Raw genomic sequence first — 22,003 nt, forward strand, 5'->3', positions numbered from 1 at the left:
ATTACCTCGCTTCTGCGATGGTGGGGGTGAATGCCTGATGCAACACCAGCGCAGCAGCGCCGAGTGTCGCGGTCATGCGGCCGGACGTTCCGCGCATCAGGCGGGGATGCGTGCGGTCGGGACGGTTCGAAACGGACCTCGTCGGCAGGGAGGCGCGGGTGATCATGTGATCGAGGAGATCGTCTGGCATCGCACCGCCAAGGATCACCGTCTGCGGATCGAACAGGTTCTCGATGATCGACAGGGCAGCGGACAGGGCCTGCGCCGCTTGATCCAGCCAATCAAAAAGATGACGGTTTGCGCTGGAATAGAGACGGGTGAGGTCGTCCATGTCGGTCACGCTGACTCCCTTGCGGGCAAGATAGTCCTGTACCGACAAACGACTTGTGGCGCTTTCGAGTTCCACGGCGTGGCCATCGACCACGACGGAGATATGTCCGATCTCTCCGGCATTGCCGAACGCGCCTTGCAGGACCTGACCGTCATGCACAAGACCAAGACCGAGTCCCTGACCGAAGTAGAGATAGGCGAAATCGTCGAGACCGCGTGCAACACCGTTCATCCGTTCTGCCATGGCGGCCGCGTTCGCGTCGTTCTCGACGAAGACAGGCAGACCGAGCGCGTTGGCAAATATCTCGGCCGGATCGCCACCGGTCCAGCCGGGAAGTTCAGACTGCGCGCCCGTCAGGCCGGTCTCTCCGAATGGGCCTGGCATGACGATTCCCGCCCCCATCAACGCGGTTTTCCCGATCCCGGCGCGGGACAACGTCTGCGTGCATTGGGCCGAAACAGTGTCTAATATTGTCGATTTCTGTGTGTCGCGCAGCGGAGTCCGATCCGTGAGCAGCGGTGTTCCCACAAGATCGACCAAAGCGGTGAAAACGGCGGTGGGTCGCACCTCGACCCCAAGGGCATAGCCGCCATCCGGTTTGATCGCATATTGCTGCACCGGCAGTCCGCGCCCGGCGCTGCGCACCCCCTGTTCGATCAGCAGACCTTCGCCCAAGAGATCGGAAATGATGTTCGACACCGCCTGCGTCGACAGGCCGGAGGCGCGCGCGATCTCTGCCCGACCAATCGCTCCGACATGGCGAATGGCGCGCAGAACCAACTGTTTGTTGTGGCTGCGGGCGCGTTCGGGATTGGCCCCAAGTTGCGGTTTCAGCGTAATGACCATGCTTTCGCTTAGCGCACCAAACTTGAACACTCAAGAAAGTTGAGTTAACGCTTGGAGAATGACCCGCCGCGAACAAGAACAGGCTGGCACATTCAACAGATCTCAACAGGGAGAGGTCCATGGCATTCTTCAACGTCAAGGCACTGGCCGTTGCGACAGCAACCAGCGCCGCAGCCCTTTTCAGCACCGCCACGCAGGCGGTGGAAATCGAATACTGGCAGTATTTCTTCGACGCCCGTGTGACGGCGATGGAAACGCTGATCACGAATTTCCAGGAGGCGAATCCGGACATCACGGTCAAGATGACCCATTTCCCCTATGCCGATTACCGCACCAAGGTCGCCGCCGCGATCCCGGCAGGGGAAGGCCCGGATGTGGTGCAGTTGTTCTATGGCTGGCTCAATGACTATGTCGCCGCAGAGCTGATCCAGCCGCTTCCCGCGGATGTGTTCCCGGCCAGTCAGATCGACGCAGAGTTCTTTCCGATGGTGCAGGCGATGAAAGAGGGCGACGCCTATTGGGCGCTGCCGACCGCCGTGCGGTCTTTGGCACTGTTCTACAATGAGCGGCTGCTGGAAGAGGCCGGTGTCGAGCCGCCGACCACACTGGACGAGATGATCGCCGCCGCCAAAGCCATGACCAAGCGCGATGGTGCGGGGAACCTGACGCAGGTGGGCATGACGGCTGGTATGACCGCGCAGGACCACCATTGGTGGCGCGAGGGGCTGATCCGTCAGTTCGGCGGTGAGCCCTATGTCAATGATTACCAGACGGTGAATTACAATTCGGATGCGGGGCTTGAGGCGCTGAATTTCTATGCGTCGCTCTTTACCGGGGACGATGCTGTTTCGGCGATTGGTTTCATGGATGAGCCGCAGGCCGCCTTCAAGGCGGGGCGTGCCGGGCTGCATATCGACGGATCGTTCCGCATCGGATCGCTCAATGACACGCGCGGTCTGAAATGGGGTGTGACCGAACTTCCGGCGACGGCGGATGGCACGCGGTCGAACTATTCGTCCTACTGGGTCAACGCGATCACCACCAAGGCCGAGGGTGAGAAATACGACGCGGCGGTCAAGTTCATGCAGTACATCACCAGCGACGAGGCGATGCAGATCTGGCTTGATGTGGTGGGCGAGTTGCCGGCGAAGCCGTCGGTGGGTCTGACCGAGGAAAATTCGAACGACCCGGTCTTCGGCCCCTTCATCAAGGGTCTTGCCTATGCCCACACCACCAAGTTCGCCAATGAAAGCGGTCAGCGGCAATTGATGGTCGAGATGATCGAGCGCATGACCCTGCAAGGCATGAGCGCCGAGGAAAGCCTCGCCATTGCAGCCGAAGCCGAACAGAAGATCCTCGACGAATACTACAACAGCGCGTCCAACTGAACGCGCGGCACGGACGCCCCGGTTCCCTCCCGGCCGGGGCGTCACCTTTTTCGGGCTGAGGCATGTATCGCAACCTGACCATCCGGCAGAAACAGATCGTCTGGGCGTGGGCGTTCCTTGCCATTCCGATCCTGTTCTATGGCGTCATCCGGTTCTACCCCACGGGCAATGCCATCCTGATCAGCTTTCAGGAGTGGAACCTGCTGGGGGACCGGACGTGGACGGGTCTGGACAATTACCAGAAGCTGTTTGCCGATCCGGTGTTCCGGAAAGTGTTCAAGAACACGTTTGTGTATCTTCTTCTGGGCACGCCGATCAGCCTCGTGATCTCGTTTGTGATTGCCTATCACCTCGACAAGACGCGGTTCATGCATGGCTTTCTGCGCATGCTCTATTTCCTGCCCTTCATGACCAGTGCCGTGGCAATGGCGTGGGTCTGGCGCTGGTTCTACCAGCCTGTGCCGGTGGGGTTGTTCAACAACGCCCTCGCAAGCATCGGCATCCCGCAGTTCCCGTTCCTGCAATCGACAACATGGGCGCTGCCCTCGGTGCTGGCACCGGCGATCTGGGCAGGGCTTGGGTTTCAGGTGATCATCTTCATGGCCGGTCTGCGGGCGATCCCGCGCAGCTATTACGAGGCGGCGCGGATTGATGGGGTCTCAAGCTGGACGGTGCTGTGGGAGATCACGCTGCCGCTGTTGAAGCCGACCAACGTGTTTATCGTCGTGTTCAGCTCCATCGGGTTTCTGCGGATCTTCGACCACGTCTTCAACATGACGACGAACAATCCCGGTGGGCCTTTGAACAGCACAAAGCCGCTGGTTCTGATGATCTACGAAACCGCCTTCAGCGCCTTCGACATGGGCTATGCGGCGGCGCAGACCGTGGTGTTGTTTCTGGTCCTGCTGGTGGTGAGTCTGATCCAGTTGCGCCTGTTGAGGGACAGCTAGATGACCGCGACGGAAATCCGCCCGACCACGGATGCCCTGCTGAAAACGCAGGCACCGAAGAAACCGATGAACACGGGCCAGTTCATCCGCTGGCTGCTGCTGTTTCTGGGCGGGATCGCGATGGTGATGCCCATCGCCTACATGATCTCGACCTCGCTGAAATGGCCGCATGAGGTGTATAACCTCAAGCTGATCCCGGATGAGCCGCATCTGGAGAATTACACCTATGTACTCGAGGATGGGCGGTTCTACTGGTGGTTCGTCAATTCGATGATCATCGCGGTGATCACGACGGTCTGTAACGTGATCTTTGACAGTCTCGTGGGCTATACCCTTTGCAAGTTCCGCTTTCCCGGCCGATACATCGTCTTCATCGCGATCCTGTCGACGCTGATGATCCCGACCGAGATGCTGGTGATCCCGTGGTACCTGATGAGCCAGCAGTTCGGGTGGCTCGACACCTATTGGGGGATCATGTTTCCGGGGTTGATGACCGCCTTCGGCACCTTCCTGATGAAGCAGTTTTTCGAGACGGTGCCTGACGATTTTATCGAGGCCGCGCGGATCGACGGGCTGAACGAGTTGCAGATCTGGTGGACCGTGGCGATGCCTTTGGTCAAACCGGCGCTCGCGGCCTTGGCGATCTTCGTCTTCCTAGGGAACTGGACCGCGTTCATCTGGCCGCTGATCGTGACCAACTCGGTCGAGATGTATACGCTGCCCGTGGGCCTGTCGTCCTTCGGGGACGAGGCCGATGTCGCGTGGGAGCTGATCATGACGGGGGCGGCGATTTCGACCATTCCGACCCTGATCGTGTTCCTGATCTTCCAGCGCTACATCATTCAGGGTGTGGTGATGGCAGGACTCAAGGGATGACGGATCAGAGCGTGTTTCCGGACCCGACCTATCGGGACACGGTGCTCGCGCCCCTGTTCGACGGGGTGAAGGCGCATTACGCGGGGCACATGGCGGCGATCAACCGAGCGCATCTGGTGATGCTGGCGGAGACCGGGATTTTGGATTCCGGGGACGCGGGCACAATTGCCGGGGCGTTGCGGGATGTTGATGCCGAGGTGGACCTCGATGCGCTGAGTTATACCGGGGAGGTCGAGGACTACTTTTTTCTGGTCGAAGCGGAGTTGAAGCGCCGTTTGGGCGACTTGGGTGGTGCCTTGCACACCGCGCGGTCCCGCAATGACATGGACCATACGCTGTTCAAGCTGGCTTTGCGCGGACGTGTGTCCGTGTTGCTGGAGCAGGCGTTAACCTTAACGGAGGCGCTGATCGCCAAGGCGGAGGCCGAGAAGGCGACGTTGATCGTCGCCTATACGCATGGGCAACCCGCGCAGCCGACAACCTGGGGGCATTACCTGGGCGCGGTGATCGAGGTGCTGTTGCGCGACATCGCGCGTCTCAACGCGGCGGCGGATGGTCTTGAGCATTGCCCGATGGGGGCGGCGGCGATCACCACCAGCGGGTTTCCGATTGATCGGGCGCGGGTGGCGGACCTGTTGGGCTTCGAGGGGCCTTTGGTCAATTCCTACGGCTGCATCGCGTCGGTCGATTACGTGACCGGGCTCTATTCCGCGATGAAGCTGATGTTCCTGCATCTGGGGCGGGTCATTCAGGACATGCAGTTCTGGACCGCGTTCGAGGTGGGGCAGCTTTATGTGCCGAACAGCCTTGTGCAGATCAGTTCGATCATGCCGCAGAAGCGCAACCCGGTGCCAATTGAACACCTGCGCCATCTGGCGAGTGCGACGGTTGGGCAATGTGATGCCATCGTTGGCGTGATGCAGAACACGCCCTTCACCGACATGAATGACAGCGAAGGTGAGGTGCAGCAGTTGGGTTATGCCGCGTTCGAGCGCGGTGCGCGGGTGTTGCAGTTGCTGACGGCACTGATCCCCGCCTGCCGTGTCAATGCGGACCGGGTGCAGCGAACGACGGATGCGGCCTGTATCACGATCACCGAGTTGGCGGACACATTGGTGCGGGACGAAGGTCTGACCTTCCGCGCAGCGCATGAGATCGCAGCGGCGACGGCAAAGGCGGTGATTGCCGAAGGAGCGGCTTTAGGTGACGGGTTCGCCGCGTTCTCGGCAGCGTTCAAGGGGTTGACCGGGCGCGCACCGGAGCTGGATGAAGCAGCGTTTCGGACCGCGGTTGCGCCGGAGACCTTTGTCGCGCGGCGAGACCGGATTGGTGGACCGGGAGAGGCGGCATTGCGCGAGGCTTTGGCGGGGTATGCGGCGGAGGCGGAGGCGGCGCGGGCTGCCTGTGCCCTGCGCAAAACCAGACACGAAACCGCGGAACAGAGACTGAAATCGGCGTTCGATACGCTGCTGGTGAAGGACTGAGCATGGCCGATCTGGCGATCCGAAATCTGGTCAAACGCTATGACAAGACCGAGGTGCTGCACGGCATCAGCCTTGATGTCGAAGACGGCGAGTTCGTGGTGTTTGTCGGCCCGTCGGGCTGTGGCAAGTCGACGACGCTGCGCCTGATTGCCGGGCTGGAGGACGCGACCAGCGGGGAAATCGTGATAGGTGGGCGTGTGGTCAACAACCTCGAACCCAAGGACCGGGACATCGCGATGGTGTTCCAGAACTACGCGATCTATCCGCACATGACCGTGCGCAAGAATATCGGCTTTGGGCTGCGGACTTCGAAGATGTCGAAGGCTGACAAGGAAGCGCGGATTGACGAGGTGGCGGGCATTCTTGGAATGACCGACCTTTTGGCGCGCAAGCCAAGCCAGTTGTCAGGCGGTCAGCGGCAGCGCGTGGCGATTGGCCGGGCGATGGTGCGGGACCCGGCGGTGTTTCTGTTCGATGAGCCCTTGTCGAACCTCGATGCACAGTTGCGCACCCAGATGCGGGTGGAGATCAAGAAGCTGCACCAGAGGGTCGGCAATACGATCATCTTCGTCACCCATGATCAGGTCGAGGCGATGACGATGGCGGATCGGATCGTGATCATGAAGGACGGGCATATCCAGCAGGTGGGTACCCCGGCTGAGGTTTATCACAAACCGGCGAATAGCTTCGTGGCGCGGTTCATCGGGGCACCGTCGATGAACATGCTGTCCGGGACGGTGACAAACGGGGCGCTGCGGCTTGGGTCGGGGGAGGTTCTGGAGATGGGGCTGAACGCGGTAGACGGGCACGCGGTGACAGTTGGCGTCCGTCCCGAAGACCTGCATCCCGGCGCAGGGCCTGCGCTGGTGCGTGGGCCTGTGACGGTGCGCGAACCTCTGGGGCATGAAACGCTGATCTATGTCGGAGCCGAGGGGCAGGAGGTCATCGCCAAGGCGGATGGGCGGACCCCACCCGAAGTGGGCGAGGAGGTGACCTTGACGGCGGCGCTGGACACGCTGCACATCTTCGATGCGGCGACGGGCAATGCGCTGCGCTGAACCGGGAACAGAAGGCAGGACAGAATGATCGATCTCTATACGTGGACCACTCCGAACGGGCGCAAGGTGTCCATCCTGCTGGAAGAGCTGGGCGTGCCCTATGCCGTGCATGCCATCGACATCGGCAAGGATGACCAGTTCGCGCCGGAGTTCCTCAAGATTTCGCCCAACAACAAGATCCCCGCGATTGTGGATCAGGACACTGGCCTGTCGCTGATGGAGAGCGGAGCGATCCTGCTTTACCTCGCGCAGAAGCACGGGCGCTTTCTGGCCGAAGGCGATGCCTATTGGCAGATGATGGAATGGCTGATGTGGCAGATGGGCGGCTTTGGCCCGATGCTGGGTCAGGCGCATCATTTCCTGAAGTTCAACAAAGGCACATCGGACTACGCCGAGGCACGGTATGGGAAAGAGGCGCAGCGGCTTTATTCCGTGCTGAACACGCAATTGGACGGGCGCGATTTCGTCACCGGTGAATATACGATTGCCGATATGGCGATCTTTCCCTGGGCCGCGCGGTTTGAATGGCAGGAGATCGACCTGAACGAGTTTCCCAATGTCAGAGACTGGTATCTGCGGATTGCAGAGCGTCCTGCGGTGCAGAAGGGCTATCAGGTCCCGAAATTCGTGACAGATATTCCGATGCCCTGAACCGGGCATCGGAGTGTCTTGACGTTACGCTGCGCGGGATAACCGCGTGGGGGCGTTTTCGATCAGTTCCGCATGCAGCGCCTTGATGACGGTGTCGGTCGAGGCGCGGTCCATCACGAATTGCACGTCGACATTGCGCGGGCCCTGGCTTGCGCCGATGGCTTCACATCCGGCAGCAGCGATCGCCTGAAGACCCCGAGTGAGCACCGACAGGCCGTTCAGATCACGCCCGATGACGGACACCATGGCCAGACGGCGGCTTGTGATCTCGGCGGCGGGGAACATTTTGGCGATGTCGCGCTCCACCCGGCGCATCGTTTTAAGCGAGGCATCCAGATAATGCGTGATCGTGTTGGCGTTCGACGTCTTGGACACGATGCGCACGTTGTGGCGGGTCAGGATGTCGAGGATACCGGAATCGTAACCCTTTACGCCCACCATATCCTGTTCGAACACTTCGAGCGTCACGATGTCGAGGCCGGTGACAATCTCTGCCGCTGCTTCGTCTGCAGGTTGATCGTCGATCAGCGTGCCGGGGTCGCCTGGATCAAAGGCGTTGGTCACGCGCAGAGGAACGCCCGCCTGACGCAAGGTCTTGGCTGCTTTGGGATGGATCGCCTCCATCCCCATATTCGACAGTTGATCGGCCACATCGTAATTGGTGCGGCCCAGTTTGCGCACGGCACCTTCGCCGACCAGCTTGGGATCGGCTGAGGAGAGGTGAAATTCCTTGTGGATGATCGCCTCGCGTGCGCCGGTCAGCGCGGCGAGATGTGAGAACGTGACTTCGGAATAGCCCCGGTCGAACTCGTTCATCAGACCTTCGACACATTGCGCGTAGCCCGTGACGATGGGCATCTCTGTCGTGGGATCGACACCCTTGAAGGCCTTGGTGATCCGCTCTTCAAGGCAAACATCTCCCTGATCGCGCCATCCCGACAGATCGACAAACCGCGCTTCGACACCCGCGCGTTGCAGCATCAGGGTCGTGACGAAGGCGGAGTGCGCCTCGCCCAGACCGGAAAGCAGTTCACGGGTGTGGCTCATGTGTTCGGGAAGGCGGAAATGGCCGTAGGAGCACAGACGCTGCAGGTCGATCAGGCAGTTACGGGCACCGAGGATACGTTCATCCACAAAGCTGTTGGCCTGTTCGATGTCCGCCGGCTTGTCCAGAATTTTGGCGTGGGCCTCTTTCATCGCATCGGCGACGCGATTAAGGGCGTCCTGCCATTTGTGGTTGCTGTCATCATGGGCAAAGAGCGCATAGACCCCTGGCTCGCCGGACTTCTTGTGCTCCAGCAGCAGGTTGGTGATGCCGCCGAAGGCGGACACCACAAAGACCCGGTTGTAGACATCGGCCCCTGAGCGATCGCCGATGAAGAGCGTGTCGCGCAGTTCTGCGAGGCGGGACATGGATGTCCCACCGATTTTTTCGACAGTGTGTGTCATCTCAGGCGTCCTCGGTCTCCGGCGCGGCGTAGGACCCGTCTTCGCGGTGAACCTCTGTGCCCGTCACCGGTGGATTGAAGCAGCAGGCCATGACCAGCTCTTCCTCGGCCCGCAGAATATGGCGGTCGTGCTTGTCGAGCGCGTACATCACACCCGGCTGGATGTCGTGGGTTTCGCCGGTGGCCAGATCGGTGATCGAGCCTTTGCCCTTCATGCAGTACACGCTTTCAAAGTGGTTCTTGTATTCGAACGTGTGTTCCGACCCTTCCTCGAGGAAGGTGATGTGGAATGAAAAGCCCATCTTGTCGTCGGCCAGAAGCATACGGACGCTGGTCCAGTTCGCATCCGACACGACGCGGTCTTTTTCATGTTCGACGATCTTGTTGAAGTCTCGGACAATCATGTCGGTTACTCCGCTGCAATCTTGGTGGTGGTGCTCAGAACATCTTCTGCTGCAGCAAGAAGGATCTTGAACCCCTTGCGCAGAGTGTCCTTGGGCGTGGTCAGCGGTGCGAGAACCTTGATCACCTGATCCTCGCTGCCCGAGGTTTCGATGATGAGACCGTTTTCATAGGCGCGGGAACAGATGTCGCCCGCCAGATCGCCAGAGCCGACATCGACCCCCTGCATCAGACCGCGACCCTTGAGATATGCGCCCGGCACCATCGCGGCGAGATCGGCAAGCGCATCGTGGATCAGCTGCGATTTCTCGGCCAACTCTTTTTCGAAGGCGTCATCGGCCCAGAACTTTTCGACCGCGACCTTGGCGGTGACAAAGGCGTGGGTGTTGCCCCGGAACGTGCCATTGTGTTCTGCCGGACCGAAGATATCGAATTCCGGGCGCACCAGAAGCATCGCCATTGGCAGGCCGAACCCCGAGACAGACTTGGCCATCGTCACGATATCCGGCGTGACGCCCATTTTCTCGAACGAGAAGAACGTGCCACATCGGCCACAGCCTGCCTGAATGTCGTCGATGATGAGCAGCGCGCCATGTTCCTTGGCCAGCTCTGCGATCCGCTTGACCCATTCGGGACTTGCGGCGTTCAGGCCACCTTCGCCCTGTACGGTTTCAAGAAGGATCGCGGCGGGTGCGTCGACGCCGCCGGACTTGTCCTTGAGCATGGCATCAAGGAATTCCGCAGTGTCGGTTTCGCCGGGGAAGAAGCCATCGAAGGGCATACGCGTAACACCATTGAGCGACGTGCCTGCGCCACCGCGGTGGTAGCTGTTGCCGGTCGCCGACAGCGCGCCGGACGTCACACCGTGAAAGCCATTGGTGAAGGCGATGATGTTGGTTCGGCCTGTCACCTTGCGTGCGATCTTCATGGCTGCCTCGACCGCATTCGCACCGGTCGGGCCGGTGAACATTACACGATGATCCATGCCGCGCGGTTCAAGGATGTGCTCCTCGAATGCCTCGAGAAAGGCGGCCTTTGTGTTGGTGTGCAGGTCGAGACCATGCGCGATGCCATCGTGGGAGATATGCTCGATCAGCGCCGCTTTCATGTCGGGATCGTTGTGACCGTAGTTGAGCGACGAACAGCCTGCGAGGAAGTCGATATAGGTCTTGCCGGTGTCATCGGTGATTTCAGACCCGCGTGCGGTGGCAAAGGTCGCGGGCATGCCACGACAATAGGAGCGGGCTTCGCTTTCACGGCGTTCGAAAATCGAAACAGTATTCATGTCCTTGGGCATCATGTGTCCTTTCAAGGCATCGGAATGAGATTTGGGGAGAGGAGGCGCGCTCAGGCGGCGCGCTTGAGATCGCCTTCACGCGGCAGCGTGATCGAGACCATGTGTTCGGTGGCGTGCCGCCCTTCGAAGTGAAGGTCGCGGGTAAAGTGCGGTTCGTCCGTCAGGTTGCCGCCGATATGGCGTGCGAAGCTGCGGAACAGAGCCCAGGACGCGGCGTTGTCACGCGTTATGGTGGTTTGCAGAAGCGTGGCGTCGTCACAGACATCGCGTTCGATCAGGTCGAGCAGCATCTTCTTGCCAAGGCCCAGACCGCGCGCCTTTTCACTGACGGCGACCTGCCAGACGAACAGTGCATTCTGATCGGGGATCATGTGTCCCGAGATCCAACCGACGACGTCGCCATCCAATTCAGCCACGACACAGGTGTCGCGGAAATGGTCTGCCTGGACAAGATTGCAGTACATCGAGTTCTCGTCGAGAGGCTTGCACTCTTTGACAAGCTCCCAGATGGCCGCCCCGTCTGTCGCATCAGGTTTGCGCAGACGGGGCGCCCGCGTTCGAGGAATGTCACTGTTTGTTGGCATCTTTTTGGACCCTTCGTTAGTTCGCCTAACTAAGTAATGCATCGCCTCGTTCATTTCAACTTCTAAGATCACAGACGCTTATAGCGGCATTTTCCCGCTGCGATGCATGGCGTTCTTCATCGTTAAAAGGGATAAAAGGTGCGTTAGGTTCCCATTTTATTTAGTTAGACAAACTTTATGCTGAACCAAGCGCATTGAAGCAGTTTGTGCTTTCATGCGATGTTTCATGACATGACAACCAACGCCAACACACGCATGGATGACAGCCTGATCGCATTGCGCCGCATCTTGCGCGCAACCGAACTGTATGCCCGCGATCTGGCTCATGCCGTGGGGCTGACACCTGCGCAGTTGCGGGTGCTTCAGATCGTCGATGAACGGGAAAGCGTGACACCCAAGGCGCTGGCCAACCAGATGGGTGTCAGTCAGGCCACCGTCTCGGCGCTGGTGGACAAGCTTGTCCTGCGGGGGCTGGTCGAGCGCGTGCCGTCCCGGGAGGATCGCCGTCAGACCAATGTGACGGTCACGCAGGCTGGGCACCGGCGGCTGGAGAACGCGCCCGACGCGCTACAGCAGCGATATGTGCGCAAGTTTCTGGAAATGGCGGATTGGGAACAGGCCCAGCTTGTGGCGACCTTGGAGCGTGTGGCCGACATGCTGGATGCAAAGGGGCTGGATGCCTCGCCGGTCCTGACGACGGGCGAGATCCAGGGCAACCGAAAGGCCTACTGAACCGATCCCGATCCGGGCCGACTTGCAGGCGGCTCATCGTAGATCGACCAGCCACTGCTGCTTTGGCTGTCGGGCAGGTCGCTGTCCTTGAGGCTTGTCGCCATATAGGTCTTGGCGATGAAATTCGCGGTGATCGGCGCCGTCAGAAGCAAGAAAACCGAGATCAAAAGCTCGTGGATCGAGAGGTAGCCGGTCTTTGCATAGAAATAGATCATGGAGGCCACAAGCACGCCGCCGACACCCAGGGTCGTTGCCTTGGTGGGCGCATGCAGGCGTTGCAGCGTGTTGGTCAGCTTGACGAGACCGTAGGACCCGACAAGACCGAAGATCCCGCTGACAACCAGCGACAGAGCGATCAGGGCTTCAACAATTGTGCTCATGTTCCACGCTCACTCGATGATGTCGCCGCGCAGCAGGAAGCGGCAATAGGCGACAGTTGACACGAACCCGACCATGGCGACCAGCATCGCGGCCTCGAAATAGATGGCTGTCCCGCGCCAGACACCGTACAGCACCAGAAGCGCGATCACGTTGATGACCATCGTATCCAGCGCCAGAATGCGATCGGCGGCATGCGGCCCCTTGGCGATCCGCCACAGGTCGAGCAGCAGGGCGATGCCATAGCATCCGGCTGCAAACAGGATTGCTGCTTCGATCATTGGAAAATCTCCTTCAGCCGCCGTTCATACCGGGTCTTGATCTCGTCCCGGACTGAATCGGGATCGTCAGTGTGCAGACAATGCACGAGGATGCTGCCCCCGTCGGCCGACAGCATTGCGGACACGGTTCCGGGGGTCATGGTGATGGTTCCCGCAAGAACGGTGATCGCCTCTGCCGATGTGACATCCAGCGGGACAACGATCCATTGCGAATGGATGTTCTTCTCGCGCTTGAAGAGGATGATCGCGGCGACCTGAATGTTGGCCACGACGATGTCCCACAGAACGATCAGGACGTATTCAAACCCTTTGAGAGGGCGTCTGATCTTGGGCCGGTCGGGCCAATAGGGCGCGGTGAGCATCGGAATGATGATGCCGAAGAGCATCCCGAGAAGCAGGTTGCCCAGCGTGAACTTGTTGACCAGCGCAAGCCAGACAAAGACCAGCGTGAGGCTCAGGAACGGGTGCGGGATCAGGCGTTTCAACATGCGTCAGCGCTCCTCGACCGGGGCAAGGACCGCCGAGATGTATCCGGACCGGTCGAACAATTGGTTCGACGTCTGCTCAAGATAGGAAGCCACCGGGCCGGCGAAGACCGACAGTGCAACCAGAACCGCGAGGGTGAGCATCACGGGCGTGACCTCGGCCACATTGGCCTGCGAAGGCGGTTCGACCGGATCTCCGGCGACCTCGGGTGCGGCAATGGCGGTGGATTTCCAGAAGAGCGCACTGCCCGCGCGGGCGAACCCAACGATGGTCAGAAGCGAGCCGACAAGGATGGCTGTCCACGCCCAGACGATCACGTCAGGCGCGCGCAGCGCGTCCAGCACCAGCAGCTTGCCAAGGAACCCGCTGAGCGGAGGCATCCCGGCCATAGCGATGGCGGCGGCAAAGAAGATCGCAGCGAAGAGACCGTTCTGAAGCGTCGCAAAGGTCGGCGTGAGCGAGTCCCCATTGCGTCGGCTGACCACCAGGTCGGCGATCAGGAACAGGCAGGCCGCGGCGAAGGTGGAGTGCACCATGTAGTAAAGCGCGGCGGTCGTGGCGACGGGCGAAAACGCGGCAACCGCAACAAGCAGGGTGCCCATGGAGCCGACGACGGAAAAGCTGATCAGCGGCATCAGGCGTTTGGCACCCAGAACACCGATGGACCCAAGCGCGATGGTGACAATCGCTGCGGGAAAGAGCCACGCGTCGATCATGCCTTCGGTGCCAGCGACTCCGGGACCGAAGACCACGGTGTGGACGCGGAGAATGGCGTAGGCCCCGACCTTGGTCATGATGGCAAACAGCGCGGCCACCGGCGCCGGGGCGTTGGAATAGGTGGCAGGCAGCCAGAATTGTACGGGGAAGAGCGCCGCCTTGACCGCGAAGACGATCATCAGAAGCATCGCCGCAACGCGGACCAGCCCGGCCTCATCCGCAGGAATCTCGGGGATCTTGGCGGCAAGGTCCGCGATGTTGAGCGTGCCGGTGCTCGCGTAGAGCGTGCCCAGCGCGAACAGGAACAGGGTGGACCCTGCAAGGTTCATCACGACGTATTGCAGCCCTGCGCGCATCCTTTCGCGTCCGCCCGAATGGATCATGAGGCCGTAGGACGCGATCAGCAGGATCTCGAAGAAGACGAACAGGTTGAAGATGTCGCCCGTCAGGAACGCGCCGCAGATGCCCATCAGCTGAAACTGGAAGAGCGCGTGGAAATGTTTGCCCCGGTCATCCCATCCGGTCGCCATGGCGTGCAGCAGGACCATCAGCGCGAGGGTTGCCGTCAATGTGACCATGAGAGCGGACAGCCTGTCCAGCACCAGCACGATGCCGAACGGCGCGGGCCAGTCTCCGAGGCGGTAGATATGGGTTGTCCCGTCCATGGCCATGCCAAGCAGGACAAAGGAAATCCCGAGCAGGAGCACGGTTCCGAAGGTCGACGTCACACGGGCCAGAACGATGTCGTGGCGCATCATGAACCCGATGATCGGGGCCAGCATCGCGGGCAGAACAACGGGAAGGATGATCCAGTGGCTCATTTCGCGGAATCCTCATCCAGATCGGTCTGGTCGATGTCGATGGCATCGCTGTCCGCTTCGAGGAACGCGCCCAGCGAGATCATCACCAGAACCGCTGTCATGCCGAAGGAGATCACGATGGCCGTCAGAACCAGCGCCTGCGGCAGCGGGTCCGTATAGCTGGCTTCACCGTATTTCGACAGGATCGGCGACATGTCGATGGCCAGGCGTCCGCTCGAAAAAATGAAGACGTTGACGGCATAGGACAGAAGTGCAAGTCCCAGGATCACCGGGAACGTGCGCAGCCGCAACAGGAGATAGACCCCGCCTGCCGTCATTGTGCCGATGGCGCTTGCAACCAGAAATTCCATGTCAGCGCGCCTCCGGTGTGTCTTCGACCCGGCTGGCGGGATCGTAATCCATGGGGTCCACGTTTACCGTGGTGCCAGCATAGCGCGCGATGCGCGACAGGCTGTAGAGCATCAACATCACCGCACCCAGAACCGTCAGGAACACGCCAAGGTCAAAGAGCATCGCCGTCGCCAGTTCGAATTCCTCGATCGGGGGAAGGTGCACGTAGGTGTAAGAACTGGTCAGGAACGGTACACCGAACACCCAGGCACCGGCACCGGTCACTCCGGCGATGATCACGCCGAACCCGATGAGCGTGTGGTATTCGATGCGCTGGCGATCCTGTGTCCAGGTAAAGCCCGAGGCCATGTACTGCATCAGCAATGCAATGGCGACAACGAGGCCCGCGACAAAGCCACCGCCCGGTTGGTTGTGACCGCGCAGGAAGATGTAGAGCCCGACGACAAGAGCGATGGGCATCAGCACGCGCGTGACAACCACCATCATCAGCGGGTGACGGTCCTTGGACCGGTCCTGCGAATAGTCGGCATTGCGCAGGCGCCGCGCCGCAGGTCCTTCTAGCAGGGCGTGCATCAGCGCGTAGATCAGCAGGCCGGCAATGCCGAGCACGATGATTTCGCCATAGGTGTCGTACCCACGGAAGTCGACGAGGATCACGTTCACGACGTTGGTGCCGCCACCGCCGGTGTAGCTGTTGTCGATATGGTAGGACGAGATCGTCGAGATATCGCGCTGCATGAAGGCGAAGGCCAGACCACCGACACCGGCCCCTGCGGCAACAGCGATGATCCCATCGCGGATCTTGAGGCCCATCGGGCTTTCATGCGGTGTGATTTTCGGCAGGAAATGCAGTGCAAGCAGCAGCAGCATGATTGTGACGGTTTCGACCGAAATCTGTGTTAGGGCCAGGTCCGGGGCCGACATGTAGACGAACCCGGCCGAGATGGTCAGACCGATGATCCCGATCAGGACAAGCGCCCGGAACCGGTGGTGATGCATGGTCACGACCGAAATCGTTGCCACGATCAGCATGACCCAGCCCACGGCAATCACGGACGGAACCGGCAGCAGACCGCGCGTCGGCGCGGCAAGCCCCCCACCCATGAAGGCAATCGCGCCCAGCACCACTGAGGCGACAGTGAAGATGGCAAGATAGCGGCTGATCGCACCGTTATGGGTGCCGGCGGTGATGCGCTGCGTCAGTCCAACGATTGCGGCGATCAGTCTATCGAAGATGGCCTTGGCCTCGGGACGACGGGCGTTGATCCACGCGCGGTCGAGGGGCGCGTGCATTGCGAGCAGCACCGCACCACCGACGACGGCGATGATCGACATGAAGAGCGCGGGCGTAACGCCGTGCCAGATCTTGAGATGCGGATGCAGGTCGGCACCGGTGACGGCGCTTGCAGCAGCGGTGACGATGCCTTCTGCCAGGAAGGGCATCACGCCGATCAGGATCACCAGAATGACCAGCAACGCGGGCGAGGCCCACAGGCCAAAGGGCGGATCATGCGGCTTGGACGGGTAATCGTCACGCACCGGGCCGAGGAAGACGTGGCTGATGAAGCGGAAGGAATAGGCGACCGACAGCAGCGCACCGATGGTGGCGAGTACCGGCACCGCATAGTGGTTGCCGGCCCAATAGGTGTGCGAGGCTTCCTCGAGCATCATTTCCTTGGACAGGAAACCGTTGAACAGCGGGATACCCGCCATCGACAGCGCGGCGACCGTGCCGATGAAGAAGGTGATCGGCATCAGGTGACGCAACCCACCCAGACGTTTGATGTCGCGCGTATGGGTTTCGTGGTCGATGATCCCGGCGGTCATGAAGAGCGCCGCCTTGAAGGTCAGGTGGTTGATGATGTGGAACACCGCCGCAACGGCCGCAGCCTCGGTTCCGAAGCCCAGAAGCATCGTCAGAAGGCCAAGGTGACTGACTGTCGAGAAGGCGAGAAGCGCCTTGAGGTCATTCTTGAAGAGCGCAATGAGAGCGCCCAGCACCATGGTGATGAGGCCGATTGTGGCGACGATGTAGAACCATGCGTCCGTGCCTGACAGCACCGGCCACATGCGGGCCATCAGGAACACACCCGCCTTCACCATCGTTGCCGAGTGCAGGTAAGCCGAGACCGGCGTCGGTGCGGCCATCGCGTGCGGAAGCCAGAAGTGGAAGGGGAATTGCGCGGATTTCGTGAAGGCACCCAGAAGGATCAGGATCAGCGCGGGCAGGTACCATTCGGACGCTCGGATCGCGTCGCCTGCCTGCAGGATGTCGGTCAGGTTGTAGCTGCCCACGATATTTCCGAGGATCAGCATCCCGCCGATCATCGCCAGCCCCCCTGCCCCGGTCACGGTCAGCGCCATGCGGGCACCCTGGCGTCCTTCGGGCAGGTGTTTCCAGTAGCCAATCAGCAGGAAGGACGAGAGCGATGTCAGTTCCCAGAACACCAGCAGAAGCAGGATGTTGTCGGACAGAACGATCCCCAGCATCGCGCCCTGGAAGAGCAGAAGATACGTGTAGAACTGGCCCACGGGGTCTTCGCCGGACAGGTAAAAGCGCGCATAGAGCGTGATCAGCAGCCCGACCCCGAGGATCATGCAGCCGAACAAGAGGCCGAGGCCATCCAGAAAGAACGACGCCGACAGGCCCAATTGTGGCAGCCAGTTGACCTCGGCCTGAATGACCTGACCGTCCATCACCGCCGGCGCAAAAGTCAGCAGAAGGATCAATGCGATCGCAGTTGGAACGGCAGTGAAACTGGCGCAGGCGTTGCGACCGGCACGAATCATGAGACCGGGAACCAGCGCTCCGAGGAACGGCAGCAAAGCGATGAGAATGAGAACGTTGCCCGTGGTGCTCATATTAACCGTTAGTCCAACCCGAATTGCCTCGGAGCGCAATATCGTTAAACGCGGGCGTTGTAAAAGCCTCGGTTTGAAAGCTCGGCGCTGTGGGGATCGTGGCGATGATCAGGTAATGTTCAGATGTTGAGAGAATGTATGTCGTATTGCTTCGATTGTTTGGCTTCACATAGGCGACTGCACATTCTGTGCCAAAGATGAACAGCGGTGAAATCTGTCTCGGGACTTCACAGATGGCCCAAGCGCCGGGTCGATCAACCAAAGATAGAGCAGTTTACGCGAATCCACCATGCTGTCGCGACCGGAGGTTGTGGTAGAGCATGTGACGTAACGGAAAAGTCTTTGGGTCGAACATTATTCGCTGAAAAATGCGCTAGGACTTTTGTCCGCTGCACAACTGAAACTCGCGTCACGCCACATGCGATTCTTGAAAAGAGATTTGATCCGCGGAAACGACAGGGATCTGAGAATCCAGTTCTCGATGATCCTGCTGGCCTATGTCATCCCGTTTGCGCTGGGCTGGTGGATCACCGCCTATTTTCTTGGCGCAACATTGTTGTCCGTGGCGGCCGCGATAGCGATGTTCGGCCTCTTGGCGGGGCTGTTACTGCACTATGTCGAATGGCATCTCACCGCAAGAATCGTCTGGCTGGCAGGAGTCAATGCGGGCATTGCACTGGCAACCTTCGTGACACCACCGGAAGGGCATATCTCGTTCATGTTCGTCGCCATTGCCACAGGCCCCTTCGTGCTTTTCTCGGCACGCAGGAGCCTCGGATGGCTTGTGGGCATGGTGTTCCTGCCGGTCTTCCTTTGGTATCTGAGTTGGGCCACGGATTATGCCCTTCTGGGCGAATTCGAAGTGACGCCCGAGGCTGCGGACCGGGTCCTTGCCCCAGCGACGGCTTTGACGGTTTTCGCAACGGTTCTGTTCGTGATCGGCTATTTTGTGCGCCGAGCCAATCTTCAGGCGGACTGGCTGCTGGAGGCGCAACGGCAGGCGGAACGGTCGAGCGAGGCGAAGAGCACGTTGATGCGCAGTGTCAGCCACGAGATGCTGACGCCGTTGCATGCGATTTCCGGATTTGCAGAGTTCCTGAATTCGGATGCCAAGGCGCGTCAGGAGATACCAGCGGACACGCTTGAATCCTATTCGGGCCAGATTCTGAGTTCGTCGAATGCTCTCCTGCTCATCATCGAAAACATCTTTGATTTCGCCAATTGGACCGCGGAAGACGCAACTGCCGAAACGTCGAAAGTGCCCGTCCTGTCCTGTCTGCAAACGGTAATCGGACGGTTTGGCAGCGCGCTTGAGAACAAGGATGTGAGCGTGTCCAATCAGGTGGACCCGGATTTGCGGGTCGAGGCGAACGCGGTCTGGCTGGCGTCGATTTTCAAGCAATTGCTCGACAATGCGATCAAGTTTTCCAATCCCGGGGGCGTCATCGTGATCGAGGCGCGCTCTGTCGGGGACGGTCGAGTCGAGATCATGTTCACGGATACAGGGCCGGGGTTCCCGAAAGGCGCGGCCGGAACGGCTTTTGTTCCGTTTGACAAATTGGGACACGAGACCGGCACGACGTCGGGTGTCGGTGTGGGGCTGACCTTGGCTCAGAATTTTGCGGAAGCGATGGGCGGCCGGATCGAGATCGACGACGGCGTAACCGAAGGCGCGCGTGTCAAGGTGGTGATGACGGAAGCGCTGGGAGAGTCGTAACGGCAAAGTAGACTGCCACGTACTGATACAAAGACCCCGAGCGGCGGACCGCTCGGGGTTTGTTGTCTGCGATCAGGCGACGAGATCGAAGCGATCTGCGTTCATCACCTTTGTCCACGCATCGACGAAATCACGCGCGAATTTACCCGCGTTGTCGTCTTGCGCATACACCTCGCAATAGGCGCGGAGGATGGAGTTCGAGCCCAGAACCAGATCGATGCTGGTTGCGGTCCACTTGACCTCGCCCGTCTTTCGGTTGCGGATCTCGTAGGTGCCGTCTTCCATCGGGTTCCAGCTGTAGGTCATGTCGGTCAGGTTGACGAAGAAGTCGTTGGTCAACTGGCCTTCACGATCCGTGAACACACCATGCTTGCTGCCACCATGATTGGTGCCCAGCACGCGCATGCCACCGATCAGAACCGCCATTTCGCGCGCAGTCAGACCGAGGAGCTGTGTCTTGTCGAGCGTGAGCTCTTCCATCGATACGGCGTACTTTTCCTTCTGGAAGTTGCGGAAGCCATCGACCAGCGGTTCGAGCACGTTGAAACTTTCTGCATCGGTTTGCTCTGCCGTGGCATCACCGCGACCAGGTGCGAAGGGCACTTCGATGTCATGACCTGCCGCCTTTAGCGCCTGCTCGAGACCGACATTGCCAGCCAGAACGATCACGTCCGCGATGGATGCGCCGGTTTCGGCCGCAATCGGCTCGAGGATGCCCAGAACCTTCGCCAGACGCTCGGGCTCGTTCGCCGCCCAGTCTTTCTGCGGAGCAAGCCGGATGCGGGCACCGTTGGCACCGCCGCGCTTGTCCGACTGACGATAGGTGCGTGCGCTGTCCCAGGCGGTGGCGATCATTTCGGCAGAGGTCAGACCGCTGTCCGCGATCTTGGCCTTGACCGCGGCCACATCATAGGAGGTGCTGCCCGCCGGGATCGGATCCTGCCAGATCAGGTCTTCGGCAGGGACGTCGGGACCGTAGTAGTTGGCCTTCGGGCCCATGTCGCGGTGGGTCAGCTTGAACCATGCGCGGGCGAAGGTGTCGGCGAAATACTCGGGGTCTGCGCGGAACTTCTGGCAGATCTCGTTGTAGATCGGGTCAACCTTCATCGCCATGTCCGCATCCGTCATCATCGGGATACCGCGCTTGGACGGATCGGTCGGATCGAGCGGCTTGTGATCCTCGGGCATGTCGACCGGTTCCCACTGGTTTGCACCGGCGGGCGATTTGGTCAGCTTCCATTCATAGTTGAAGAGGTAGTCGAAGTAACCCATGTCCCACTTGGTCGGGTGCTGCGTCCATGCGCCTTCGATCCCCGACGTAAAGGCGTTGGCCGCCTTGCCCTGATGACCGGGGTTGTCCCAGCCGAAGCCCTGGCTGTGAACCGGGCAGCCTTCGGGTGCAGCACCGATCTTGTCGGCCATGCCGCCACCACCGTGCGCCTTGCCGACGGTGTGACCGCCACAGGTCAGCGCTGCGGTTTCTTCGTCGTTCATCGCCATGCGCTTGAAGGTTTCGCGCACATGCAGCGCGGTGCGGGCCGGGTCGGGTTGGCCGTTCACACCTTCCGGGTTCACGTAGATCAGGCCCATGTGCACAGCCGCGAGCGGGTTGTACATGGTGGCCGGTTCGTCGAGATCGCCATACCGCTCTTCCGACGGTGCCAGCCATTCTTCCTCGACACCCCAGTTCACGTCTTCTTCGGGCGCCCACACGTCTTCGCGGCCAAAGCCGAAGCCGAATGTCTTCAGACCCATGTCCTCATAGGCCATATTGCCCGCGAGGATGATCAGGTCGGCCCAGCTGAGGGCGTTTCCGTATTTCTTCTTTACCGGCCAAAGCAGACGGCGGGCCTTGTCGAGGCTGGCGTTGTCCGGCCACGAGTTGAGCGGCGCGAAGCGAATGTTGCCGGTGGCTGCGCCGCCGCGGCCGTCACCCATGCGGTACGACCCTGCCGAGTGCCATGCGAGACGGATCATCAGACCGCCATAGTGACCCCAGTCCGCAGGCCACCAGTCCTGGCTGTCCTTGAGCAGCGCCTTGACGTCGGCTTTCACGCCTTCGTAGTCCAGAGCCTTGACCGCTTCACGGTGATTGTAATCCGGGTCCATCGGGTTGGTGCGGGCGCCATGCTGGTGCAGGATGCCGAGGTTGAGCGCGCTCGGCCACCACTTGGTGACGCTGTTGCCGGTGCCGGTGTTGCCACCGTGCATGATGGGGCATGCCCCTTTCGGATCGAGATTGTTGCCGTCCATGGTCTTTCTCCCTCGCAATGAATCAGTCCGTGCGCGGGCGCACGATCTAGAATGGTTCTAACCGTGCGTATCAATAAATTCCAATTGGAT

The 22,003-nt window shown here is 60.3% G+C and carries 20 protein-coding genes; 8 read left to right on the plus strand and 12 right to left on the minus strand.

Features of this window, described 5'->3' with window-relative positions; genetic code table 11:
- Position 1: 1 nt before the first annotated feature.
- A complete protein-coding gene (locus tag MRY75_RS01625; RefSeq protein WP_292305401.1) occupies positions 2-1,177 on the minus strand; it encodes an ROK family transcriptional regulator in 1,176 nt (391 codons plus the stop codon).
- 119 nt (positions 1,178-1,296) lie between these two features.
- Here MRY75_RS01625 and MRY75_RS01630 point away from each other — a divergent pair, with 119 nt between their 5' ends.
- The 6 genes from MRY75_RS01630 (at position 1,297) to MRY75_RS01655 (ending at position 7,584) form a co-directional block, all read left to right on the plus strand.
- Positions 1,297-2,565, plus strand: a complete 1,269-nt coding sequence (locus MRY75_RS01630) for an extracellular solute-binding protein (RefSeq protein WP_292305402.1) — start codon at positions 1,297-1,299, stop codon at positions 2,563-2,565.
- Between the two features lie 62 nt (positions 2,566-2,627).
- On the plus strand, positions 2,628-3,515 hold the full coding sequence (locus MRY75_RS01635; protein ID WP_292305403.1) for a carbohydrate ABC transporter permease: 888 nt from the start codon (positions 2,628-2,630) through the stop codon (positions 3,513-3,515).
- Positions 3,516-4,391 (plus strand): carbohydrate ABC transporter permease, encoded by an 876-nt coding sequence (locus tag MRY75_RS01640; RefSeq protein ID WP_292305404.1) that lies wholly within the window; start codon positions 3,516-3,518, stop codon positions 4,389-4,391. It begins immediately after the preceding gene.
- A complete protein-coding gene (gene argH / locus MRY75_RS01645) occupies positions 4,388-5,875 on the plus strand; it encodes an argininosuccinate lyase (RefSeq protein ID WP_292305405.1) in 1,488 nt (495 codons plus the stop codon). The genes MRY75_RS01640 and argH overlap by 4 nt, the downstream gene beginning before the upstream one ends.
- 2 nt (positions 5,876-5,877) lie before the next feature.
- Entirely contained in the window at positions 5,878-6,933 is a 1,056-nt protein-coding gene (gene ugpC / locus MRY75_RS01650; RefSeq protein WP_292305406.1) for a sn-glycerol-3-phosphate ABC transporter ATP-binding protein UgpC, read from the plus strand.
- A gap of 24 nt (positions 6,934-6,957) precedes the next feature.
- Positions 6,958-7,584 carry a glutathione S-transferase N-terminal domain-containing protein gene (locus MRY75_RS01655; protein WP_292305407.1) on the plus strand — a complete coding sequence of 209 codons (627 nt, stop codon included), beginning with the start codon at positions 6,958-6,960 and terminating at the stop codon, positions 7,582-7,584.
- Between the two features lie 24 nt (positions 7,585-7,608).
- Here the strand turns inward: MRY75_RS01655 and MRY75_RS01660 are convergent, their stop codons facing one another.
- The 4 genes from MRY75_RS01660 to ectA are packed head-to-tail and all read right to left on the minus strand — an operon-like array spanning position 7,609 to position 11,315.
- Positions 7,609-9,033, minus strand: coding sequence for an aspartate kinase (locus MRY75_RS01660; RefSeq protein WP_292305408.1), 1,425 nt, complete (start codon positions 9,031-9,033; stop codon positions 7,609-7,611).
- 1 nt (position 9,034) lies between these two features.
- Positions 9,035-9,436: an ectoine synthase gene (locus tag MRY75_RS01665; RefSeq protein WP_292305409.1), complete on the minus strand. Its 402-nt coding sequence runs from the start codon at positions 9,434-9,436 to the stop codon at positions 9,035-9,037.
- Between the two features lie 5 nt (positions 9,437-9,441).
- On the minus strand, positions 9,442-10,731 hold the full coding sequence (ectB, locus tag MRY75_RS01670) for a diaminobutyrate--2-oxoglutarate transaminase (protein ID WP_292305410.1): 1,290 nt from the start codon (positions 10,729-10,731) through the stop codon (positions 9,442-9,444).
- Between the two features lie 50 nt (positions 10,732-10,781).
- The gene (gene ectA, locus MRY75_RS01675) at positions 10,782-11,315 is read right to left on the minus strand and encodes a diaminobutyrate acetyltransferase (RefSeq protein ID WP_292305411.1); all 534 of its coding nucleotides are present in this window, start codon (positions 11,313-11,315) and stop codon (positions 10,782-10,784) included.
- A 231-nt stretch (positions 11,316-11,546) separates the two neighbouring features.
- Here ectA and MRY75_RS01680 point away from each other — a divergent pair, with 231 nt between their 5' ends.
- Positions 11,547-12,047 (plus strand): MarR family transcriptional regulator, encoded by a 501-nt coding sequence (locus tag MRY75_RS01680; RefSeq protein ID WP_292305412.1) that lies wholly within the window; start codon positions 11,547-11,549, stop codon positions 12,045-12,047.
- Here the strand turns inward: MRY75_RS01680 and MRY75_RS01685 are convergent.
- From MRY75_RS01685 to MRY75_RS01710, 6 genes are read right to left on the minus strand one after another with little or no spacing between them, the layout of a single operon-like run.
- The gene (locus MRY75_RS01685; protein ID WP_292305413.1) at positions 12,041-12,427 is read right to left on the minus strand and encodes a Na+/H+ antiporter subunit G; all 387 of its coding nucleotides are present in this window, start codon (positions 12,425-12,427) and stop codon (positions 12,041-12,043) included. The genes MRY75_RS01680 and MRY75_RS01685 overlap by 7 nt on opposite strands.
- A gap of 9 nt (positions 12,428-12,436) precedes the next feature.
- Positions 12,437-12,706, minus strand: coding sequence for a K+/H+ antiporter subunit F (locus MRY75_RS01690; RefSeq protein ID WP_292305414.1), 270 nt, complete (start codon positions 12,704-12,706; stop codon positions 12,437-12,439).
- Entirely contained in the window at positions 12,703-13,194 is a 492-nt protein-coding gene (locus MRY75_RS01695; RefSeq protein ID WP_292305415.1) for a Na+/H+ antiporter subunit E, read from the minus strand. Before MRY75_RS01695 ends, MRY75_RS01690 begins: the two co-directional genes overlap by 4 nt.
- A 3-nt stretch (positions 13,195-13,197) precedes the next feature.
- Positions 13,198-14,730 carry a monovalent cation/H+ antiporter subunit D gene (locus MRY75_RS01700; protein WP_292305416.1) on the minus strand — a complete coding sequence of 511 codons (1,533 nt, stop codon included), beginning with the start codon at positions 14,728-14,730 and terminating at the stop codon, positions 13,198-13,200.
- Positions 14,727-15,080, minus strand: a complete 354-nt coding sequence (locus MRY75_RS01705; protein ID WP_292305417.1) for a Na+/H+ antiporter subunit C — start codon at positions 15,078-15,080, stop codon at positions 14,727-14,729. The genes MRY75_RS01700 and MRY75_RS01705 overlap by 4 nt, the downstream gene beginning before the upstream one ends.
- Position 15,081: 1 nt before the next feature.
- A complete protein-coding gene (locus MRY75_RS01710) occupies positions 15,082-17,943 on the minus strand; it encodes a monovalent cation/H+ antiporter subunit A (RefSeq protein WP_292305418.1) in 2,862 nt (953 codons plus the stop codon).
- Between the two features lie 439 nt (positions 17,944-18,382).
- On the opposite strand from MRY75_RS01710, the gene MRY75_RS01715 reads away from it, so the two are divergent.
- Complete coding sequence (locus tag MRY75_RS01715; protein ID WP_292305419.1) at positions 18,383-19,660, plus strand: HAMP domain-containing sensor histidine kinase; 1,278 nt, start codon at positions 18,383-18,385, stop codon at positions 19,658-19,660.
- A 72-nt stretch (positions 19,661-19,732) separates the two neighbouring features.
- On the opposite strand, the gene katG is transcribed toward MRY75_RS01715, so the two are convergent.
- On the minus strand, positions 19,733-21,913 hold the full coding sequence (gene katG, locus MRY75_RS01720) for a catalase/peroxidase HPI (protein WP_292305420.1): 2,181 nt from the start codon (positions 21,911-21,913) through the stop codon (positions 19,733-19,735).
- Positions 21,914-22,003: the final 90 nt, after the last annotated feature.

This window comes from Marivita sp., assembly GCF_022763305.1.
Classification (GTDB): domain Bacteria; phylum Pseudomonadota; class Alphaproteobacteria; order Rhodobacterales; family Rhodobacteraceae; genus Marivita.

Coding starts and splice junctions, on each gene's coding strand:
- MRY75_RS01625 (WP_292305401.1), bottom strand. CDS start 1,177: ATGGTCATTACGCTGAAACCGCAACTTGGGGCCAATCCCGAACGCGCC.
- MRY75_RS01630 (WP_292305402.1), top strand. CDS start 1,297: ATGGCATTCTTCAACGTCAAGGCACTGGCCGTTGCGACAGCAACCAGC.
- MRY75_RS01635 (WP_292305403.1), top strand. CDS start 2,628: ATGTATCGCAACCTGACCATCCGGCAGAAACAGATCGTCTGGGCGTGG.
- MRY75_RS01640 (WP_292305404.1), top strand. CDS start 3,516: ATGACCGCGACGGAAATCCGCCCGACCACGGATGCCCTGCTGAAAACG.
- argH (WP_292305405.1), top strand. CDS start 4,388: ATGACGGATCAGAGCGTGTTTCCGGACCCGACCTATCGGGACACGGTG.
- ugpC (WP_292305406.1), top strand. CDS start 5,878: ATGGCCGATCTGGCGATCCGAAATCTGGTCAAACGCTATGACAAGACC.
- MRY75_RS01655 (WP_292305407.1), top strand. CDS start 6,958: ATGATCGATCTCTATACGTGGACCACTCCGAACGGGCGCAAGGTGTCC.
- MRY75_RS01660 (WP_292305408.1), bottom strand. CDS start 9,033: ATGACACACACTGTCGAAAAAATCGGTGGGACATCCATGTCCCGCCTC.
- MRY75_RS01665 (WP_292305409.1), bottom strand. CDS start 9,436: ATGATTGTCCGAGACTTCAACAAGATCGTCGAACATGAAAAAGACCGC.
- ectB (WP_292305410.1), bottom strand. CDS start 10,731: ATGCCCAAGGACATGAATACTGTTTCGATTTTCGAACGCCGTGAAAGC.
- ectA (WP_292305411.1), bottom strand. CDS start 11,315: ATGCCAACAAACAGTGACATTCCTCGAACGCGGGCGCCCCGTCTGCGC.
- MRY75_RS01680 (WP_292305412.1), top strand. CDS start 11,547: ATGACAACCAACGCCAACACACGCATGGATGACAGCCTGATCGCATTG.
- MRY75_RS01685 (WP_292305413.1), bottom strand. CDS start 12,427: ATGAGCACAATTGTTGAAGCCCTGATCGCTCTGTCGCTGGTTGTCAGC.
- MRY75_RS01690 (WP_292305414.1), bottom strand. CDS start 12,706: ATGATCGAAGCAGCAATCCTGTTTGCAGCCGGATGCTATGGCATCGCC.
- MRY75_RS01695 (WP_292305415.1), bottom strand. CDS start 13,194: ATGTTGAAACGCCTGATCCCGCACCCGTTCCTGAGCCTCACGCTGGTC.
- MRY75_RS01700 (WP_292305416.1), bottom strand. CDS start 14,730: ATGAGCCACTGGATCATCCTTCCCGTTGTTCTGCCCGCGATGCTGGCC.
- MRY75_RS01705 (WP_292305417.1), bottom strand. CDS start 15,080: ATGGAATTTCTGGTTGCAAGCGCCATCGGCACAATGACGGCAGGCGGG.
- MRY75_RS01710 (WP_292305418.1), bottom strand. CDS start 17,943: ATGAGCACCACGGGCAACGTTCTCATTCTCATCGCTTTGCTGCCGTTC.
- katG (WP_292305420.1), bottom strand. CDS start 21,913: ATGGACGGCAACAATCTCGATCCGAAAGGGGCATGCCCCATCATGCAC.